Raw genomic sequence first — 19,768 nt, 5'->3', positions numbered from 1 at the left:
GCAAGCCTTCAGGCAAACGCCGCCCCATGTAGGAGCGGGTTCACCCGCGAAGCAGGCGACACGGTCGAGGGCACCGGCTTTGCCGGTGTTCGCGGCTAAAGCCGCTCCTACAAGGTGCAGCGCAAGCCTTCAGGCAAACGCCGCCCCATGTAGGAGCGGGCTCACCCGCGAAGCAGGCGACGCGGTACAAGCCCCCTACAGGCTATGCCTGACCGTCTTCTGCGTCATGCTGAATGCCACCAGCAATGCCACCAACGCCATCACCGCGCCAGCCAGGAACCCGCCGCTGTAGCCAGCGCGGGCGGTCAAGGCCAGTAACATCGAAGAAGCCAGCATTTCACCGAGGTCTCGGGTGCTTTGCACTGCCGTCATGTCAGTGCCCGCCTGGTCACTGTTGCCGGCAAAAGCCATCGAGGCGGTCATTATCGCCACTGAAGTGGCGCCGGTGGCAAACGACCCCATCCCCACCGCCAGCCAGATCAGCCCCGACTGGGCAGGCACCACACCGCTTGCCTGCAACAGCCACACCAGTGCCGCCACCCCCGCCACGCCAACGGCCAGCATGAACGTCGGCCACAGGCCAAGCACGCGGATCAGCCAGGCACCGCCGCCGCAGCCCAGCACGATGGTCACCACGCCCCCGCTCATGCCCAGTTGGCCAATCGCCTGCAGCGACCAGCCGGCATCGCTGAGGAACAGCTTCGACAACCCGAAACCGGAAACCGAAGTCATCGCCGACAGCAACGCCAGCAACACCAGCAGCAATGCCTTGGGCCGCCGGATGAAACGCAGCAGGCTGGCATGGGCCACCTGCGCGCTTGGCTCCACCGCCACGGCGGCCGGTAGCCAGGCCACGCAGCACAGGCTGGCCAGCGGCACCAGTGCCAGCAAGGCAAAGGCGCTGGCCTGGCCCAGATAGCCGCTGACGATCAGTGCCCCGGCGCCACCGACGAAGAACCCGGCCATGGTGCCGCCCACCTGGATCGCGTTGATCCGCGCCAGCATGTCACCGCTGAAATGTTCGGCAGCCATGCCGTCGGTGGCGATGTCCTGGGTGGCGCTGGCCAGCGACGCAACGACCATCAGGCCCACGGCCAGGCCGGCCGTAGCCACGCCAAGGCCAACGCAGGCCAAGGTCACCAGGCACCCCAGCACCAGCAACTGCATCGGCAAGATCCAGCTTCGACGGCGCCCCAGGCGCGGGCTCCAGTGGTTGTCCACCAGCGGTGCCCAAACAAACTTCACCACCCAGGGCAAACCCACCAGCGGCAAGTAGGCCAAGGCCTCCAGGGCTGCCCCGTCGTGCCGCAGCAGGGTCGGCAAGGCATCCATGGCAATGCCGAAGCAGATGCCCTGGGACAGGTAAAGCAGCGCAAAGGTCAGCGCCATGCGCCAGTGTTTCAACAGTTCCAACATGGGAGTCTCCGATCAGACAGGATTGGCGTCGGCAGCCTGTGCCGCACGCGTTGAAGCAGCCAGGCGGCGTGCCGCCCACAGCGCACCGATGCCACCCAGCGACAGCACCAGGTCGACCGGCCACAGGCTCAGGCTGGCATGCTGCAGGCTGGCGCCCAGGTGCAGCGCTGCGGCGCCAAGCAAGGCAAGGCCGGTCACGGCCAACAGGGGGCGCACGGGTTGGCGCTGCGCCGGCACGGCAAACGCCAGCAGCAGGCTGGCGCTCCAGCTGCACCAGAACCACCACGCCAGCGTGCTGGCGGGCAGCAAGCCGAAACTGGCCAGCGCGCCAGCGCAGAGCAGCACGGCCGTGGCGGCCAACAGGCCACCGCCGCCACCCACCACCAGCCGCAGCAGCACCTGCCAACCCGCACCGCCGTTACGTCGGCGGCGCTCCAGCCACATGAACAGGCCACTGAGCACCAACCCGGCTGCCGCCAGGGCCATGCCGAAATGCAGCGCGCGCAACATCGGCGCCACCTGGGGCAACCAGCGATAGTCGGCAAAGTGCAGCGGCTGGACGGCGATGAACGCCCGCAGCCAGAAGCCTCGGCCACTGGCACTACTCACGCCCAGCGGCTGGCCGTCGTCGCCCCGGTAGGCGCGCCGCTCGAACACCGCCGTGCTGGGCAGCCCCGGGGCGATGCCGGCCACTTCCAGCCAGGCATCGGGCGCGCCCCAGCGATGCAGGGTCACGCTCTGCATGACAAAGCCCGGATGCGCCGCGGCGTCGTCCTGCAGCAACCGATCAAGGTCCAGCGCCTTCGGCGGCGCCGGTTGCGCACGGACTTCGGGCGGCGCCCCCAGCAGCTGCATGAACGCCTGTTGTGGCGCCCCCGGAAACGCCTGCCCGGCAAGCGTCAGCGTACCCAGCGCCCCCAGCCCCGAGAGCGCCCCGGTAATACCGAACAGCAGCAACCACGGCCCGGCCCAGCGGCCAATCAGGCTGTGCAGGTCATGCGCCAGCACCCGCGCGCCACGGTCACGGCGCAGGCGCTTGAGGTCGCGCAGGCGCCCGCTGTGCAAGGCACTGCCCGCCCAGATCAGCAGCAACAGCACCACCCCCAGCACACTCACCAGGATCCGCCCCGGGAAGCCCATGAACAGGCTCTTGTGCAGGTTGAAAAGAATATCGGCGGCGGGTTGCGCTGCCAGTACCCGCCCGCTGGCCGGGTCCAGCGCCAGGGCGCAGGTGTTGGGCGAGGCGCACAGCTCGACCACCGACCGCTCACCGTCGGGCAAGCGCACCTGCAGTACCTCGCCTGTCAGCCCATGCGCCCTGGCAACTTGCAGCCAGTGGCTCAGCGGCAGAGGCGCCTGGTGCTGCAGCGCCGCTGGGCCGCGAAACCAGCTGCGCAGGTCTTCATGGGCCATGCTCCAGGCGCCGCTCAGCAGAATCACGAACAGCAGCAGGCCGAACACACTGCCTGCACCTGCATGCACGCGCTGCACCAGGCCCCGCGGTGCGCCCATCATGAGCCGCCGCCCCACAGCAAAGCAGGGCTGAACAGCAACAACCAGGCAGCAGCGCGCCAGCCGACGGCCTTGCTGTGCGGCGCCAGCAACGCCCACAGCAGCACCGTGACGAAAAAAGCCAGCGCCAGAAAGACTGCCGCATACAGCCGCTCGAGCCCGGCCTGTGCCGGGTAGTGGCGCACCAGCAGCAGCGCCAACTGCACGCTGCTGGCGAGGCTGCCCGACAGCGCCAGTGCGATACGCAGCGGCCAGGGGCCGAGACCGGCTGCAGTCATCAGAACGTGCCCCGCAAGGTCATGTTGAGGCTGCGCGGCTCGCCATAGCGGTTGTTCCAGTTGGGGTTGGACAGGCTCTGGTAGTACTTGCGGTCGGCCAGGTTGTTGCCGTTGAGCGAGGCGGTCCAGTGTTCGTCGATGCGGTACGCCACGCGGGCGTTGAGCAGCGCGTACCCGCCCTGGGCCATCGTCACGCTGCCCGATTGTGCAGAGTAGTCGCTCTGCGCCTGGACCCCGCCGCCGACGCTCCAGCGCCGCTCCTGCCACGGCAGCTCGTATTGCGTCCACAGGCGCAGCATGTGCCGTGGCGTGAAGGCGGCATAACGCTCGCCCGAGTTGCTGAGGGTGTCTTTCAGGTACTCGGTGGTGGTGTAGGTGTAACCGGCGGACAGGCTCCAGTTCGGCGTGATGTAGCCTGTGCCTTCCAGCTCGAAGCCTTCGCTGCGCACCTTGCCGCCGCTGATGTAGTAGGTGGTCGGCCCGACAGCGGGGTGTTCCGGGTCGACCTGGGGGTTGTTTTCCAGATCGATGCGAAACGCTGCCAGCGACACGTTCAGGCGCCCATCAGCCAGTTCGCCCTTGATGCCGGTCTCGTAGGTCTTGCCTTCCACCGGTTTGAGCAACTCGCCGCTCCAGGTCTGCCCGGTTTGCGGCTGGTACACCTCGGCGTAGCTGGCGTACCACGACCAGTTCTGGGCGAAGTCCCAGATCAACCCGCCATACGGGGTGGTCTCGCGGCCGGGCTTGAAGCGACCGCCCGGTGCGTCCTGGTCCCACCAGTTGGCGCGGCCGCCCACCACCAGGGTCAACGGGTCGAGCAGTTTGAAACGGGTCAGCGCGTAGACCCCTTTGGAGGTGGTGGTGGTCGAGCCGGGCGAGCTATAGGCGCCAATGCCGGGCTTGGGCACGCTGTGCGGGTCCCAGCGATAGACATTGACCGGCGTACCCACCGGCGTGGTGAAGTTTGCCGTGTGCTGTTCGGTCTCGCCCTGGCTGTAGTTGCTGCCCACCAGCAGTTCGTGCCGGCGGCCGAACAGCGAGAACGGCCCGGTCAACGACGCATCGACGCTTTTCTGCGTGCTTTCGAACTTGTAGGCCGCCCCCATCAGCCGGCCACCATCGCCGGTGAGCGGGTCGATGGCACCGTAGGCGCCGGCGTAGCGCAACCTGGAATCGGCATCCTGGTACTCGGCAGCGACCTTGGCTTTCCAGTCATGGGCCAGTTGCTGCTCGAGCGAGCCGAACACGCGCCGGGTGGTCCACTTGAAGCGGTCCCAGTCGACATCCAGATAGGTGGAGCGTGGCAGGTTCAGGCTCGACCCGTCCTTGGCCATTGGCACGCCTGCCATGTTGGTCACCGAGTCGATGGTCTGATACTGCGCGCCCACGGTCAGCAAGGTGTCCGGGCTCAGGTCGAACTCGCTGACGCCGTACAGCAGCTGGGTATCCTGTTTGCCGACATCGTAGAAGTAGTCACGGTCCTCGTAGGCCGCCACCACGCGCCCGCGCACATTGCCGCTGGCGGTCAACGGGCCGCCCACGTCCACTTCGCCGCGGTAACGGTCCCAACTGCCGGCACTGAGGGTGGTGCTGGCGGTGAACTCGCGCTGCGGGCGCTTGCGCACCAGGTTGACGGTGGCCGCCGGGTTGCCGCTGCCGTGCAGCAGGCCGTTGGCACCGCGCAGAATCTCGACCCGCTCGTACACCGCCATGTCCTGCGGCGAGCCTGCGGTCTCGCCCAGCATGGCCGGTACGCCATCGAGTTCGAACGAATTGACCTTGAAGCCGCGTACGTAATACGCGGTGGTCAGCAACTGAAAAGGCTGCACCGTGACACCGGTGGCTTGCTGCATCACTTCATCGAGGCTGAACAGGTTTTGCTGCTCGATGCGCTCGCGGTCGATCACGCTCACCGACTGCGGGGTTTCGCGCAGCGTGAGCGGCATCTTGCCGAGCGTGGTGACGCCGGGGGGCGTTACCTCGCTCGAGGCCTGCTCGCCGGTGATTTCAATGTTGCCCAGTTGCACCGTTCCACTGCCGTTTTGCTCGGCGATGGCCTGGGCCAGCGGGCTGAGCCCCAGTACCAGCAGCATCCCCAGTTGTGTCCGGCCCCGCTTGATGCCTTGCAGATGTGACATTTGCGCCATACTCACGATAATAATTCTCATTATTATCAGTTATACGAATGCCGGACCTTTTCGATTCAGGGACTTTTTCAATCGATGCCCGGCTTCGTTTGCCTTACCCGGCGAACTGCGCATACCACGGGTGCGTGGCCAGCAACCGCTCGTGGTTGCCGCAACCGGTGATACGCCCGGCTTCGAGCACCAGGATCTGCTCGGCGTCGCACACCAGTTGCGGGTCGTGCGAGGCCAGCACCAGCGTGCGCTGCCCCGCCAGTGCCCGCAGGCTGCGCTTGACCCGCGCCGCACTGCGGGCGTCGAGGCTGGCGGTGGGCTCGTCCAGCAGCAGCACCGGCGCATCACCCAGCAACGCCCGGGCCAGGCCCACGCGCTGGCGCTGGCCACCGGACAACAGCGCACCGCCCGGGCCGACTTCGCTGTGCCAACCCTGCGCCAGGCTGGCGACCACCTCATCCAGCCCGGCCGCCTCGGCCGCCTGTTGCAGCTGCGCTGCTGTCGCCTGCGGGTTGGCCATGGCCACATTCCACGCCAGGCTGCCCGCGAACAGGCTGCCATCCTGGTGCACCTGGGCCAGGTGCGCGGCCAGCGTCGGCGCGCTCAGTTCGCGGATGTCCACCTGGCCCAGGCGCACCTGCCCGCCTTGCGGGTCCATGGCCCGGCCGAGCAAGGCCAGCAGCGTGCTCTTGCCGGCCCCCGACGGGCCAACGATCGCGGTGAAGCTGCCGGGCGTGCAGTGCAGGTCAAGGTCCTTGAGCAAGTGCTCGCCGTGCTCGCCGTAGCAGTTCAAGGCATGTGCGGCGAGGCTGGCATCCTGCGGCTGCAGGCCCGGTTGCGGGCTGTGCAAGGTGGGCAAGGCAAGTACTTCAAGCACCTGCGCCAGCGCCTGCCACGCCATGCGCAGCGCCTGGTCCAGGTGTGCCAGCTGCGTCAGTGGCTCGATAAAGCGCACCAGCAGCACCAGCACGGCCACCAGCAGCGCCCCGGGTAACTGGCCGGCGGCCACCGCAAGCACGCCACCACCCAGCATGGCGGCGAACACCAGTTGCACCGCGGCGGCAAAGCCCAGGCTGGCGGGCAAGGTGCGGCGGTTGAGGGCACGGGTCAGCCGGTGCTGGCGCTGCAAGGCCTCGTTCAGGGCCGCCTGGGCCGGGCCACTGGCCACGCTGCTGCGCATCAGGGCCTGCTGTTCGGCGAACGCCTGCAACAGTGTGCCGGCCTCGCGGTCGATCGCCTGGCGCTGCTGCTCCAGGGCCAGGCTGCGCTGCCCGGCCCAACGCAGCAGGCCGAACAACGGCAGGTAGGCCAGCAGCAGTAGCAGCGCCAGCAGCGGCGCGAAGGCAAACAGGCCAATCACCACCACCAGCGGGGTGACCACGGCGCTGACCACAGGCGCCAGCAGGTGCGCCGGGATGCCCATGCTGGCAAACACCGGCCCGCGCACCAGCCCGTCAAGATGACGTTGGCGGCCCAGCGGCAAGCGCGGCAAATGGTTCAGCAGGCCGCCAACCAGGCCCGCCGCCAGCCCCGCCCCGGCCAGGTAACCACGCCGTTGCGCGACATAGCCGGCCACCGCCTGCAGCAAGGTCAGGCCCAGCAGCAGCCACAGCGCGGCCTGCGCGTTGCCCGCTGCGCCCTCAAACCAGGCCAGCAGCAGCGGAATCAACGCCAGCCCCGCCAGGCCATCGAGCACGGCGGCCAGCAGCATCCACGGCAGGGCGTTGCGGATCGGCAACCAGGCCTGCGGCGGCAGCCGTTTCAGGTAAGACAGTACACTCATGACACAGGCTCCAGGCGGTCGGCGGGGGACATCTGTTGCTGCCACAGCTGACGGTACAGGCCGTTTTCGGCCAGCAACGCCGAGTGCCGCCCTCGCTGTACGATGCGCCCTTCATTCAGCACCACGATCTGCTCGGCGTGGCAGATGCTCTGCAAGCGATGGGCGATGATGAGCCGGGTGCGCCCGGCAGCGCCCTCATGTAACGCGGCGCGCAACGCCAGCTCGGTCTGCGGGTCGATTGCCGAGGTCGGTTCGTCCAGCAGCATGACCGGCGCCCGCGACAACAGCGCGCGGGCGATGGCCAGGCGCTGCAGTTCGCCGCCGGACAGCTGCACATCGTCCCCGGCAATGCTCGCGTAGCCCTTGGGCAGGGCCATGATGCGGCTGTCCAGGCAGGCCGCACGCGCCGCCTCGCGGACCTGCGCCAGGCTAGCCTCGGGTTGGTACAGCGCAATGTTCTGCGCCAGCGACAGGCGCAGTGCCCCCGGGCGCTGCAACACCAGCGCCAGGTGGCCCTGCAACTGGCGGCTGGCGACCTGGCGCACGTCCACCCCGCCCAGCAGCACCTGGCCGCTGTCGACATCCATGAACCGTGCAATCAAGCCTGCCAGGGTGCTTTTGCCGGCCCCCGAGGGCCCGACCAGCGCGGTGGTGGTGCCCGGTTCCAGGCGCAGGTCGAGCCCCGTCAGCACTGGCGTCGCCCCATGGGCGAAGCTGACGTTGCGCAGTTCCACACTGGCGTCGGCGGGCCGCTGCGGCACCTGCGGCTCGGCCAGCGGCGGCAGGCTCAGCAGTGCCTGCAGGCGCCCCGCGCTGGCCTTGGCCGCCTGCAGCGCGTCAAGCCCGTGCCCCATGGCCAGCACCGGCGCGGCCATGGCCCGCACCAGCAACAGGAACCCGCACAACTGTGCGCCGCCAACGCCACCTACACCGGGTAGCGAGGCGCCGACCAGCACCCAGGCCAACAACCAGGGCGCACTGAGCAGCACCTGGATCAGTGCGGCCAAGTGCCCGGCCCGGCTTACCCAGTGGCTGAAGCGCTGGTCGAACTGCTGCAGCGCCCGTTGCAGGTTGCGCTGGGCACCGGCTTGCGGGTACTGGCGGACCAGCGGCAAATTGACGGCGAACTGGCTGTAATCGGCAAACAACTGCTGCACCGCCGCATTGCGCTGCTCGACCTCGGCGCGGTAATGGGCCGACGCCAGCCGCCCGTAGCCCAGTGCCCCGAGCGCCAGCGGTATCAGGCACCACAGCGCCAGGGCCGCATCGCTGTACAGCAGGTAGGCGAATACCGTCAGGGGAATGATCAACAGGTTGACCAGGTCGGTCGGGGCATGGCCGATCAGTTGGTGCAGCGCCCGTACATCCTGCTCGGCATGGCGGCTTACGCCATCCGCGCCAAGGCGGCTGAACCAGCCCAGGGGCAAGCGTTGCAGGTGCTCGGCCAGGCGTACGCGCAAACGGTCGCAAAGGTCGGCATCGACGCCATGGGTAAGGTGCAGGGCCAGGGCCTGGCCGCCCAGCCACAGGGCAACGCCGATGACCGTGAGCACCACCCAGTTCAGCGCGCCAGGCGCCAGCGGGGGTGCCTGGGAGAGGCTGTCAGCCAGATGCGCCAGGGCTATCAGCGGCAGTAGCGACGCCGCCCCGGCCACGGCCTGCACTGCCACCGCCCACCACAGGCGTGCACGAAATGGCTGCAGCAGCGCCCGCAGCTCAGGCCCCAACAGGCTCATGCCGCACCCGCCAGGGCTTGTGCCAGGCGCGCGGCCGGTGCGCCCTGCGCTGGCGGTTCGGGAAAGCCGATGGCGGCCGTCAGCTGCTGCCACAGTGCGACCACTTCGAGGCTGCGCTGTTGCCGGCTGGCCAGGCCGACGCCGTCGAGCAGCGGCTGCAGCGCAGCAGCCGCGGCCTGCGGCCAGACTTGCCGATACACCTGGCCCCAGTCGCTGGCAGCGTCCATCAGCACCTCTACGCAGGGCAGGCCAGGCTCGGCCAGTGCAAACAGCCCGTGTGCATCCTCTTGCGGGGCGCGCACTGCCGGCAGCCACAACAGCGGCCCGTGGGGCGAAACCAGTTGCAAGGTGCCGCTGTCGGTCGCCAGGCTGATGCGCTGCAGCATCTGCATGCGCCCGTCATCGGCCGCCGCCAGTTCGTTGAGCACGCGCAACGACACCGGCACCTCGGCCATTATCAAGCTCAGCTCGCGCCAGGCCGACAGGCCCGGTGCCAGGTTATCCAGCGACCACGGCCCCACCGCTTGCAGCAGCGCCGCCAGCAGGTCGAGGGTGGCGAAACTGACCTGCACCGCGCAGCTGGCCTCGATATGGCGAATACCCTGCTGGCGGTGCAACTGCTGCCCCAGCTCGATGAAACGCGCCACCCACGGCAGTTGCGGGTAGAAGCTGTTGAGCAGGCAGCGGCGCTGCAGGCTGGCGGCACTGCGCAGCAGTTGCTCAAGCTCGGCGGGCAGCAACGGGTGCTCGATCAGCACGTCCAGCCCGCGCTCCATCAACGCCAGGGCCAAGGCCGGGCCCTGCTCGCCACGGGCGGCGCCGCCTACGGCCACGCATGCCAGGCGCGTGTCTGCCGGCACCTGCTCCAGCGTGGTGAAGCTGGGCACCTGCAGGTGCCGGGCCAGCGCCTGCGAGCGCCCGCTGCCCTGCCCCAGCACACCTACCAGTTGCAGGTGCCCGGCCGCAGCGACCCCGGCGGCATAGAACTGGCCAAAGCGCGAGCCGGCGACCAGGGTTTTGACAGGATGGTTCATGAGCGCTGTTCCTCCAGCAGATAACGGCTGAGCCCGGCGTTGAGGCAGTCGAAGTGGTTGCCCTGCAAGGTCTGTACGGTGAGCGGTGCCAGCGCGGCCGCCTGCCACCAACCGCGTAACACGGCCTGGTGATCGGCGATCAGCGGGTTGCCGACACTGGGTACGAACAGGCGCACGGCACCGGCATAGGGGGCACTGCCGACGTAATGGCTGGCCTGCACGGAATGGGCGAACACCCGATACAGCTGGGCATCGGCAATACCGTTGGCGGCAGCCAGTACACGGGCCTTCAGCTGCGCCACATCGAACTGCGCCAGGGCCTGGCCGAGGCTGCCGGCAGCCAGGTGAGCGGGCGTGGCCTGCAACTGCCGGGTCACAGCGCCATGCAACTGCTCGGCGCTGGGCAGGCCAAGGGCCTGGGCATCCAGGCCGAGGGTGGCGGCAAAGCTGTGCAGGATCAGCAATTCGTCGTCTACCCGGTAAGGGATGCGGTAGCTGGAGACAATATCCACCTGCCCGACTTCGGCGCCCAACTGCAGCAGCGCCTTGGCCAGTTCCAGGGTCACCAGGCCCCCGGAGCAATAACCCAGCAGGTCGAAACGGCGCCGACCGCTGTCCCACAAGGCTTGGGCATAGCGTTTGCCGAGCGTGGCATTGACGTGCTGTGCGGGCAGGCGCAGGTAGTCTTCGCTGTCGTGCACCGCCAGCCCCAGCAGCGGACCGTGGCCCGCCAGTTCGGCGATCAGGGTGCGGTAGGGCAACAGCGTACCGAGCCCTTCGTGCACCAGTACCCGCGCAGTGCCCTCGCCTTGCGCCAGTTCGCTCAGCGCATCTGCCCGCAGCCGGCCGCGCAGTGGCGCACGGCAGCCGTGTGCGGCGCCCTGCGCCGGGCTATGAACCGTGCTGTGCGCGGCAGGCAACGGCTCACCGGCACCGGCAATGCCGCTATCGCTGCTGCGCAGCCGCTGCGCCAGGCCTGCCGGGGTCGGCTGGCTCAAGGCCCAGCGCAACAACCGGTCGAAGGGCTGCGCGCCGGCCAGCGGCTCGTGCTCACGCAGGCCGGCAATCAGCTGGGCGATCAACAGCGAGTCGCCACCGGCGGCGAAAAAGTCCTGCTCCGGCCCCAGGTCGCGGCAATCGAGCACCCGTTCCCAGTGGCCGATCAGGCGCAGCACCAGCTCATCGCGCACCTCGCTGCGGGGCTGGCGTGGTGGCGCCAGTGGCCGTTGCTGCGCCTGGGTGGTCAGCGCGCGGCGGTCGATCTTGCCGTTGGCAGTAACCGGCAGGCGGTCGAGCACGCGCACCTGGGCCGGTACCATGTAGCGCGGCACGCGCTCGGCGATGAACGCCAACAGGGTCTGGCTCGACAGCCGTGGCCGGTCGGTCTTCAGCCGCGCCACCAGCACGTCATAACCCAGCAGCGACAAGGTACTGTGCTCCGAGCCCAGGGCCTGGGCATGGTCGCCCGCCTCGGCCTGCAGCCAATCCAGCCATTGCTGGCGATGCACGAACAGTTGCCCGCTGCTGGCACGCAGGTCCAGCGGGGTTTCCATCATCAGGCTCTGGCTGATGCTGATTTCACGGTGCTCGCGGGTCAGCTCCTGGATCACCAGCCAGGCATCGGCCGTGAGCAGCTGGCGCAGCCCGGCCAGCAGGGCCGGTGTATCCAGTGCGTTGTTCAGGGCCCCGGAACTGACCACCAGGTCGAGCGAGCCGGCCGCCAGGCCCTGCTCGCAGGCCGGCTTGTTCATGTCGAACGGCAAAAAGCGCACCCAGGGGTAAGCGGCGAAGCGTTCGCGGGCGGCATTGAGGAAGTAGCTGGACACGTCGGAGAACAGGTAGTCCACCTGCACCCCGCTGGCCACCAGCGGCGCCAGCGCCGGAATGATCGCGGCACTGGCCGCACCGGTGCCGGCACCGACCTCCAGAATGCGCCAGCTGCGCTGGCCGTCGCGGGCGACGATGGCGGCGATCGCCTCGGCCATGGCCTGGTGCAATACCTGCGCATGCTGGCCGCGACTGTACATGGCCTCGGCGATATGTGCCGAACCCTGTGGGAACATCAGGCTGGCCGGGCTTACCTGGCCCTGCAACTGCTCACCCAGGCACAGGGCGCTGTCGCGCAGGTAGCCCACCAGCTCGGTCGGCCACAGGTTTGCCGGCGCCAGCTCGGCAAACCGGGCCCAGGCCGCCAGCCGGTCGCAGGCGTTGGGGTCGACCTGGCAGCGCCAGCCACTGCCCTGCTGCTGCAGGTAGCCGCTTTCGGTCAGCAAGGTCAGCCAGTGGTGCAGCAGCCGCTGCTGGCCAGCTTCCAGTTGCAGCGCCTCGGCCAGAGCCGCAAGGCTCAGGTCGCGGTCGACGGCCAGCAGGCCGCTGCCGGCCAGCCAGTGCAGCAGCGACCAGTCCGCGGCCTGGTCAAGCGCCGCCAGTGCTGCAGCAATGTGCTGCGGGGGGCCGAAGTCTGCCTGTTCCAGGGTGTGCCGCGCCTGGGCCAGCACCTCGGTCAGCTCGGCCTGCACGCCCGGCGCATCGTCGGGCGTGTTGTGCAGCGTGACAAAACTGCACAGCGAGCGTTCGTGCCGCTCACCCACCAGCACCGTGGTACTGGCCGCCAGTTGGGGGTGGGCCAGCCAGCCTGCGTCGATTTCCGCCAGCTCGATGCGGTGGCCGCGGATTTTCACCTGGTCATCCTGGCGACCGAGGAATTCGATCAGGCCATCGGCATCGAGGTAGCGCCCCTGGTCCCCGGTGCGATACAGGCGTCGCCCGCTGGCATGGGTGATGAAGCGCTCGGCGCTGCGTTGTGGGTCTTCGGCGTAGCCCAGGGCCAGGCCCAGGCCGCCGATATGGATTTCACCCCGTACACCCAACGGGCACTGCCGGCCCTGGCTGTCGAGCACCTCCAGGGTCTGGCCGGCCAGGGCACGCCCGTAAGGGATGCTCGGCAAGGCGGTGTCGGACGGGCGAATGGCATGTTCCACCGACCAGATCGCCGCTTCGGTGGCGCCGCCCAGGCTGTACAGCCGGCTGTCTGGCCAGCGTTGCCACCAGCGGGTCGGCAAGGTGGTTGGAATCCAGTCGCCGGACCACATCACGCAGCGTGGGCCGGGGAAGCTGGCCGGCTCGGTTTCGAGGTAGTCGATCAGCATCTGGCCCTGGGCCGGTACCGAGTTCCACAGCGTGACCTGGTGCGCGCGCATCAGCTCGGCCCAGTGCGACGGGTCGGCGCCGCGCCCTGGGTCCGGCAACACGACCTGCGCGCCCACGGCCGTAGCGCCGAAGAAATCGTAGACCGACAGGTCGAAGCTCAACTCCGCCAGCCCCAGCACCCGGTCATCGGCACCGACGCCATAGCGCCGGTTGATGTCGTCAAGGGTATTGACCACCGCGCCATGGCTGAGCATTACGCCCTTGGGCGTGCCAGTGGAGCCTGAGGTATAGATGATGTAGGCCAGGTCGCCGGCCTGCACCGGCCACGGTGTGCGGGTCGGCCAGTGGCCGACGGGGCTGAGGCTGTCGATGGCGACCTGCGCCAGCGCAAGCCCGGCCGGCAGTGCCTCGCCGTGCAGGGTCACGACAGCGGCCAGGCCAGCGTCACGCAGCAAGGTTTCACGGCGCAAGGCCGGCTGGCGGATGTCGATGGGCACGTAGGCGCCACCCAGCTGGTTGATGCCCAGCACCGCCATCAATTGCCAGGCGCTCTTGGGCAGCAGCACGCCTACCCGGGCACCGGGCGCCACGCCCAGGCCTTCCAGCGCCATGCGCACGGCTTCGGCGTACTGGGCGACCTGGCGGTAACTGTAGGTGGCAGCGCGGTCAGTGACCACTGGTGCATCCGGGGTGCGCAGTGCCTGCGCGGCGAAACCGCTGGCGATGTTGCGGTCCTCGGCCGCCGCGTGCAACGCCGGCACCGGGCGCTGTTGCGGCAGCACGATATCGCCGCGCGCCTGCCACACCTGCGCATCCTCGGCCAGGCGCTGCAGCAGGCTGACGTAGGCCTGGAACATTTGCGCCACCATGCCGGCCGGCAACACCCCGACGCGCTCGTCCCAGCCGACCTGCAAGCCGCCGTACTGGTCGCTGACCTGGCAGTCGACCCACACCTGGGGCGTCTGGCTGACCATGTAGCTGGGCGGCTGCAGCAGGCGCGCCGAGTCGCCCAACAGGCGTTCGACACTGCCGATGCCACTGGTGAACACCACCGGCATCAGGTCGGCGCCACGCCCCTGCAGGCGCGCCAGTTCACGCAGTACCTCGACCCCGGTAAAACTGCCGTGGTCGAGGTCATCGAACAGCTGGGCACCGATGCGCCGCGCCCGCTGCACGAACGTTGCCCCGGCACCGCCACGCACCTCCAGCAGGCTCAACGCGGTGAAGTCACCCAACACCTGGGCCAGTTGCGGGTGCAGGTCGGGGCGGTTGAGCACGGTAAGGTTGAGGCAGAAGTCCGGGTTCTGGCTCCAGCGCCCGATTACCTCGGCAAATGCTGCCAGGGTCACCCCGGCGGCACTCAGGCCCTGGGCGCTGGCCAGGGTGCACAAGGCATTCCATTGCGCCGGGGTCAGGCTGGCGTGGTGGTGGACAAAGCGCACCGAGGCAATGCCGGCATCCTCGCTCAATGGCAGGTCGGGGCGCGCGGGCAACTGCTCCAGGCGGGCCAGCCACCAGGCCTTGTGCGCTTGCCAGGTGGCGCTTTCGCGCGCCTGCTGCTCGTGCTGAAGGTAATCGCGAAAGGTGGCTTCCAGCGCCGGCCAGTAGCGGTCCGGCTCAAGGTAACGCTGGGTCAGCTCCACCAGCAGCAGTTGCAGGCTGGCGTAGTCGATCAGGGTGAAATCCACCGAGCAGTGCAGCACGGCGGTGGTGGCGCCCAGGCTGATCTCCGGCAGCAGGATCGGCCATTGGTCAAGGGCATGGCAGGCGTGGTCCAGGCGCTCGCGTACCTGTTGCAGGTGGGTGTCGAATGCCTGCGCACCGGCGTGGCGCAGGTCGTGCACCGGCAGCACCTGGTGCGGCACCTGGGCCTGCACGCACTGGCTGTGGTTGCCTTGCACCACCGCACGCAGCATCGGGTGGCGCTGCACCACGGCGTTCCAGGCCTGCTCGAGCTGGGCGGTGTCGACATTCGCCGGCCACGGGTATTCGAGGTAAAGGTGGCAGGCATTGCCGCCGTAGTCGAACGCGGGGTTGCGGCCCAGCACGTATGCCCCCTGCACCGCGCTCAAGGCGAACGGCTGCAGCGCCTGGTCGGGCTGCGAGCGCCATTGCAGGCGGGGCGTGAGGTGCGCCATCAGCGCCTCGCGCTGGGCGCGAATGCGCTCGGCCAGGTTCGTGTCCAGCGCCCCCTGCGGCGCGCGAAAATGCAGCTTGCCGGCGCTGGTCCAGAGTTCGATCTGGCGCTCGCGGCAGATGTGCAACAAGTCTTGCAGGCTCACAGTACGCCCTCCTCGACGGTGGCGGCGTCCGCCATGAGTGCAGCCATGCCCGCCAGGGTCGGCTGCAGGTAGAAATCGCTCATGCGCAGGTTGACGCCCAGGCGTTCGCGCACACTGGCCAGCAGCCGGGTGGCCAGCAGGCTGTCGCCGCCAAGGCTGAAGAAGCTGCCTTCGGCATTGCACACCGGGCGCCCCAGCACAGCCGACCAGCAGTCGGCCAAAGGCTGCAGGGCCGGGTTCAACGGCGCCTGGTCAGCGGCGGCCGGCTGCTGGCGCAGCAGTGCCTGGGCCAGGCTGGCTTGCAGGCCCTTGCGGTCGACCTTGCCGTTGCCGTTGAGCGCCAGGCGTGGCGCGCACCACAGGTGCTCGGGGCGCATCGCCTGCGGCAGGTGCTGGCGCAACCAGTGCTGCAGGTCGGCCGCAGCCAGCGCGTCATTGGGGGCGGTGGCACTCACCAGCAACATGGCCGGGTTGCCCCACAGGCGTTGCAGCCCGGTAAAACCGCTGTGCGCCAGGCAGCGGGCGATCTGCCCGGCGTCGGCCAGCTGCGGGGCGCGGTCGTCCAGCAGCGCTGCGCTTAGCAAGGCCAACGGCGAATCGCGCAGCAGGTCGGCCAGCAGCAACTGGCCACCCGGTTTGAGCAACGTACGCGCCAGGCTCAGGCCGTCGGCCGGCTGCGCATGGCTGTGCAACGCGGCAAAACTGATGACCAGGTCGTAAGCGGCCCAATGCTCAGCGGCTAGCAGCCCGTCCTGCAGCCACTGGCTGGTCACCCCGGGGTGCCTGTCGGTGGCCGCGCGCAACAGGCCGGCGCTGGTGTCGAACAGCGTCAGTTGCAAGCCATCGTGGCCGAGGTGGTCGAGCAACTGGCCGGCGCGTGCATCCAGCACCGCAACCTTCAGCGTACCGCCCTGCGCCGGGCGCAGGCCTTGCAGCGCCTGGCCCATGGCATCCAGCACCTGGCGCCCGGCCGGCAAGTTCAGGGCCATGGCCTGGGGCGCCAGCAAGGGGTCGAACAGCACCTGGGCCAGGTTGCCATCGCCTTGCAGCAACGCCTGCAGCGTGCCGACCATGGCCTGCACATCGGCCTGGCGCCAGCCCAGCTCGCCCAACGCCTCGCCCAGCGTTGGCAGGCCGTCGGCAGGCCCCAGCAGCCAGCGCCGCCAGGTGTCCAGCACTGGCCGCGCAGGCAGTACCTGGCCTTGCAACAGGCGCTGCAGCACTTCGGCGGTCACCCGCGCTTCGGCAGCTGCCGTGTCTTGGAGCAGCGATGGCCCTTGCAAGGCATCCGCCGCAACCGCAACCGGCGCGGCATGGGTCACCAGCACCGCGGCCAGGCTGGCAACCGCGCCAGGCAACACCGCCGCACAGGCGCTTTCGACCCGCGCATGGGCGCCCAGCGCCGCTTCGATTTCGCCCAGCTCGATGCGCTGGCCACGCAGCTTGACCTGCTGGTCGACCCGCCCCAGAAACTCAAGCGTACCGTCACCCCAGAAACGCCCACGGTCGCCGGTGTGGTACCAGCGCCCGCGCTCGTCGCAGCGAAAGCGCTGCGCGGTCAGCTGTGGGTCGTTGCGGTAGCCGCGCGCCAGGCTGGCGCCGCCGATCAGCAACTGCCCCGCCACCTGGTCGGGCACATCGCGGCCGCTGTCGTCGACCACGCGATAGGCCTGGCCAGCCAGCGGCTTGCCATAAGGGATCGAGGCCCAGTGCCCCGGCACCTCGTCGATACGGTGCAGGTTCGACCAGACCCCGGCCTCGGTGGCCCCGCCCAGCCCGTACACCCGGCACTGCGCACCGGCGTGCCGGCGCAGGCGCGCCGCCAGGTCGAGGGCGATCCAGTCACCCGACAACAGCACCGCGCGCAGGCTCTGGTAGTGGCGCTGGCCCTCGGCGATGCCGAGTGCCATTTCCAGCAGCGCTGGCGCCGAGTTCCACAGCGTTACCCGATGCTCGGCTATCAGCTGGGCCCAGCGCGCCGCGTCGCGGGTTTCTTCGGGTTGCAGCAAGACCACGCGGGCGCCCTGGCCCAGCACACCGAACAGGTCATACACCGACAGGTCGAAGTCCAGCGCGGAGACCGCCAGCAGGCAGTCGCAAGGCCCGACCGCAAGCTCGGCCTGAACGGCGTCGAGGGTGTTGATCGCGGCGCCATGGCTGACCTCCACACCTTTGGGTACGCCGGTCGAGCCCGAGGTGTAGATCACGTAGGCGCTGGCCTGTGGCGCCACCTGGCGCGCGGCCGGCAAAGGCGCAGCCTGTTCCAGCTGTGCCAGTGGCAGGCAGCGCAGCGGCGGGTTGCCCGGCGTGGCCTGCGGCGCCTGCTCGGCGATGACCAGGCTGATGCCGGCCGCCGCCTCGATCAGGCTGCGCCGCGCAGGCGGCTGCGCGGTGTCGATAGGCACGTAGCAGCCACCCGCCGCCAGCACCCCGAACACCGCCACCACCTGGTCCAGCCCGCGTGGCAGGCAGACTTCAACCGCATCACCCTGGCGCATCCCGGCCGCCAGCAGGCCGGCGGCCACGCGCAGCGCACGGGTTGCCAGTTCGCCATACGTGCAGTGCTGCGCGCCACAGCTCAGCGCCGGGGCGTGGGGCTGGCTGGCAGCCTGGCGGAAGAAGTCGTCGAGCAGGCCCCGCGCCGGGGCCACGGCCGGCACGCTGTTCTGCAGGTCGCGGCGCGCCTGTTGCGCCAGCGGCAACGGCAGCGGTTGCGGCAGTTGCCAGTCACTGTCGGCCAGGCGCCGCAGCAGCGCGTCATACGCCTGGAACATGGCCGCCAGCACGCCGTCGGCGAACAGCCCGTCAACGCTGTCCCAGGCCAGCAGCAGGCCATCCTCGACCCGGTACAACTGGTGGTCGAGCCACACCTGTGGGGTTTGCGAAATCATGCTGTGCAGTTCGCCGAACACCTCGCGAAAGCTTGCGGGTACGAAGCCGGCTTCGTTGAGGTTGCTGGAGAACACCACCGGCGCCGAACGCGGATGCCCCTGGCGCCGCCCTTCGCGCAGCACCTCAAGGGCCGGGAAGGCAGAACGGTCGATGGTGGCATGCAGCCGCTGCTGGAACTGCCGCGCCGCCTCGGCGAACGGCAGTTGCGGGGCATCGGTGCACGCCACCAGCAGCAGCGTGGTGAAGTCGGCAATGGCCCGCCCGATATCCGGGTGGTCGTCGTGGCGGTCGAACAGCGGCACGTTGAGCAGCAACTGCGCCTGCCCGCTCCAGCGCGCCAGCACGGCGGTAAAGGCGGTGGCGAACACGCACGACAAGGTCAGCCCGTGGCGGGTGGCTTGCGCCTGCAAGCGTTCGGCTTCGGCGGCGCTGAGCAGCAGCGACTGGCGGCTGAAGCGCGGCTCGCGGATCGATTCGGGGGCGCAGGCCAGCGGCAGCGCCGGGCCATCGGGCAACTGCGCCAGGCGCTGGCACCAATAGTCGCGGTCACGCGCCCAGGCTTCGGCGCGGCGCTGCTGGCGGCGGCTGAGGTAGTCGGCGAAGTGCAGGGCTGGCGGCGGCGGCAATTCACTTGCGCCACGGTACGCCTGGCCCAGTTCGGCCATCAGCAGGCGCAGGCTTTCCACGTCCGCCGCCAGCAGGTCGACACTCAGCCACACCCGGTCGCGGCCCTCGGGCAACTGCACCAGCCCAACCAGCATCACCTGCCCCGCCTCCACCGCCAGGCACTGGTGCGAACGCCAGTGGCGCAGTTCGGCCCAGGCCTGTTGCGCAGCCTGCAGCGGCAACCCGCGCCAGTCCTGATGGTCGAAAACCTGCACCTCGGGCGCCTGCAAAATGGTCTGCAGGCCATCGTTGAAACTGGCACGCAGCATCGGGTGGCGTGCCTGCACGCAGCGCACCGCCTCGGCCAGGCGCGGCGGCTCGATGCCCTGGCAGTCGAACTCAAGCCAGGCGTGGCAGCTGGTGTTGCCCAGCACTTCGGCGGGGCCACGCCCCAGCCAGTAGGCCTGCTGCACCGCGCTAAGCTCGAAGCTTTGCCCCTCCTCCGGCAGGGCTGCGGTGATCGCGGCCGTGGGCGCCTGCAGCGCCTGCCCATGCAGCAGCGCCAGCCAGGCCGCCACGCTGGGCTCGGCGCTCAGCTGGGCGAAGTCGGCCTGCAGCCCGTGGCTGCGCAAGCGCTCTTGCAGGTACATCAGGCGGATTGAGTCCAGCCCGCAGCCCAGCAGGTTTTCCTGGTCACCCAGGCTGTCGATTTCTGCCACGGTGGCACCCAGCAAGGGCGCCAACTGTTCAAGCAACCAAGGGCGAAGCGGGTTGGCCGCGGTGATGTCTGCTGTTGTCAGCTCGCTCATGAGAAGCTTCCTGTACCCGGTCGAAAAGAGTCTGTTTGCCTGGCAAAGATGCAAGGCGTTATCAATTGAGACTCTATCTCAGGAAGCTTTTCAGAACGTGCTCAAGGCTTTAGATGCGCAGGCGTTTTCATT

Annotated in this window: 9 protein-coding genes; all 9 read right to left on the bottom strand. The window is 69.0% G+C overall.

Features of this window, described 5'->3' with window-relative positions; translation table 11 throughout:
• Positions 1-195 precede the first annotated feature (195 nt).
• The 9 genes from IAE39_RS18855 to IAE39_RS18815 all read right to left on the bottom strand — a co-directional run bounded on the left by IAE39_RS18855 (position 196) and on the right by IAE39_RS18815 (position 19,636).
• Complete coding sequence (locus tag IAE39_RS18855) at positions 196-1,416, bottom strand: RhtX/FptX family siderophore transporter (RefSeq protein WP_201205318.1); 1,221 nt, start codon at positions 1,414-1,416, stop codon at positions 196-198.
• A 12-nt stretch (positions 1,417-1,428) separates the two neighbouring features.
• Positions 1,429-2,931, bottom strand: coding sequence for a PepSY-associated TM helix domain-containing protein (locus IAE39_RS18850; protein WP_201205317.1), 1,503 nt, complete (start codon positions 2,929-2,931; stop codon positions 1,429-1,431).
• Positions 2,928-3,206 (bottom strand): hypothetical protein, encoded by a 279-nt coding sequence (locus IAE39_RS18845; RefSeq protein ID WP_201205315.1) that lies wholly within the window; start codon positions 3,204-3,206, stop codon positions 2,928-2,930. The genes IAE39_RS18850 and IAE39_RS18845 overlap by 4 nt, the downstream gene beginning before the upstream one ends.
• On the bottom strand, positions 3,206-5,344 hold the full coding sequence (locus IAE39_RS18840) for a TonB-dependent siderophore receptor (RefSeq protein ID WP_236548692.1): 2,139 nt from the start codon (positions 5,342-5,344) through the stop codon (positions 3,206-3,208). Before IAE39_RS18840 ends, IAE39_RS18845 begins: the two co-directional genes overlap by 1 nt.
• Before the next feature lie 103 nt (positions 5,345-5,447).
• Positions 5,448-7,127: an ATP-binding cassette domain-containing protein gene (locus IAE39_RS18835; RefSeq protein WP_201205313.1), complete on the bottom strand. Its 1,680-nt coding sequence runs from the start codon at positions 7,125-7,127 to the stop codon at positions 5,448-5,450.
• Positions 7,124-8,863: an ABC transporter ATP-binding protein gene (locus tag IAE39_RS18830; RefSeq protein ID WP_201205311.1), complete on the bottom strand. Its 1,740-nt coding sequence runs from the start codon at positions 8,861-8,863 to the stop codon at positions 7,124-7,126. Before IAE39_RS18830 ends, IAE39_RS18835 begins: the two co-directional genes overlap by 4 nt.
• The gene (locus IAE39_RS18825; RefSeq protein ID WP_201205309.1) at positions 8,860-9,897 is read right to left on the bottom strand and encodes a Gfo/Idh/MocA family oxidoreductase; all 1,038 of its coding nucleotides are present in this window, start codon (positions 9,895-9,897) and stop codon (positions 8,860-8,862) included. Before IAE39_RS18825 ends, IAE39_RS18830 begins: the two co-directional genes overlap by 4 nt.
• Entirely contained in the window at positions 9,894-15,329 is a 5,436-nt protein-coding gene (locus IAE39_RS18820) for a non-ribosomal peptide synthetase (protein ID WP_201205307.1), read from the bottom strand. The genes IAE39_RS18825 and IAE39_RS18820 overlap by 4 nt, the downstream gene beginning before the upstream one ends.
• The gene (locus IAE39_RS18815; protein ID WP_201205305.1) at positions 15,326-19,636 is read right to left on the bottom strand and encodes a non-ribosomal peptide synthetase; all 4,311 of its coding nucleotides are present in this window, start codon (positions 19,634-19,636) and stop codon (positions 15,326-15,328) included. Before IAE39_RS18815 ends, IAE39_RS18820 begins: the two co-directional genes overlap by 4 nt.
• Positions 19,637-19,768 lie beyond the last annotated feature (132 nt).

The sequence above is a fragment of the Pseudomonas sp. S37 genome, assembly GCF_016658545.1.
Lineage (GTDB): Bacteria > Pseudomonadota > Gammaproteobacteria > Pseudomonadales > Pseudomonadaceae > Aquipseudomonas.
The sequence above is the reverse complement of the archived record's forward strand: the minus strand, read 5'-3'. Positions and strand labels throughout refer to the sequence as shown.

Bases quoted from the DNA above. Each gene is read 5' to 3' on its own strand.
- IAE39_RS18855 (WP_201205318.1), bottom strand. From the start codon at position 1,416: ATGTTGGAACTGTTGAAACACTGGCGCATGGCGCTGACCTTTGCGCTG.
- IAE39_RS18850 (WP_201205317.1), bottom strand. From the start codon at position 2,931: ATGATGGGCGCACCGCGGGGCCTGGTGCAGCGCGTGCATGCAGGTGCA.
- IAE39_RS18845 (WP_201205315.1), bottom strand. From the start codon at position 3,206: ATGACTGCAGCCGGTCTCGGCCCCTGGCCGCTGCGTATCGCACTGGCG.
- IAE39_RS18840 (WP_236548692.1), bottom strand. From the start codon at position 5,344: ATGTCACATCTGCAAGGCATCAAGCGGGGCCGGACACAACTGGGGATG.
- IAE39_RS18835 (WP_201205313.1), bottom strand. From the start codon at position 7,127: ATGAGTGTACTGTCTTACCTGAAACGGCTGCCGCCGCAGGCCTGGTTG.
- IAE39_RS18830 (WP_201205311.1), bottom strand. From the start codon at position 8,863: ATGAGCCTGTTGGGGCCTGAGCTGCGGGCGCTGCTGCAGCCATTTCGT.
- IAE39_RS18825 (WP_201205309.1), bottom strand. From the start codon at position 9,897: ATGAACCATCCTGTCAAAACCCTGGTCGCCGGCTCGCGCTTTGGCCAG.
- IAE39_RS18815 (WP_201205305.1), bottom strand. From the start codon at position 19,636: ATGAGCGAGCTGACAACAGCAGACATCACCGCGGCCAACCCGCTTCGC.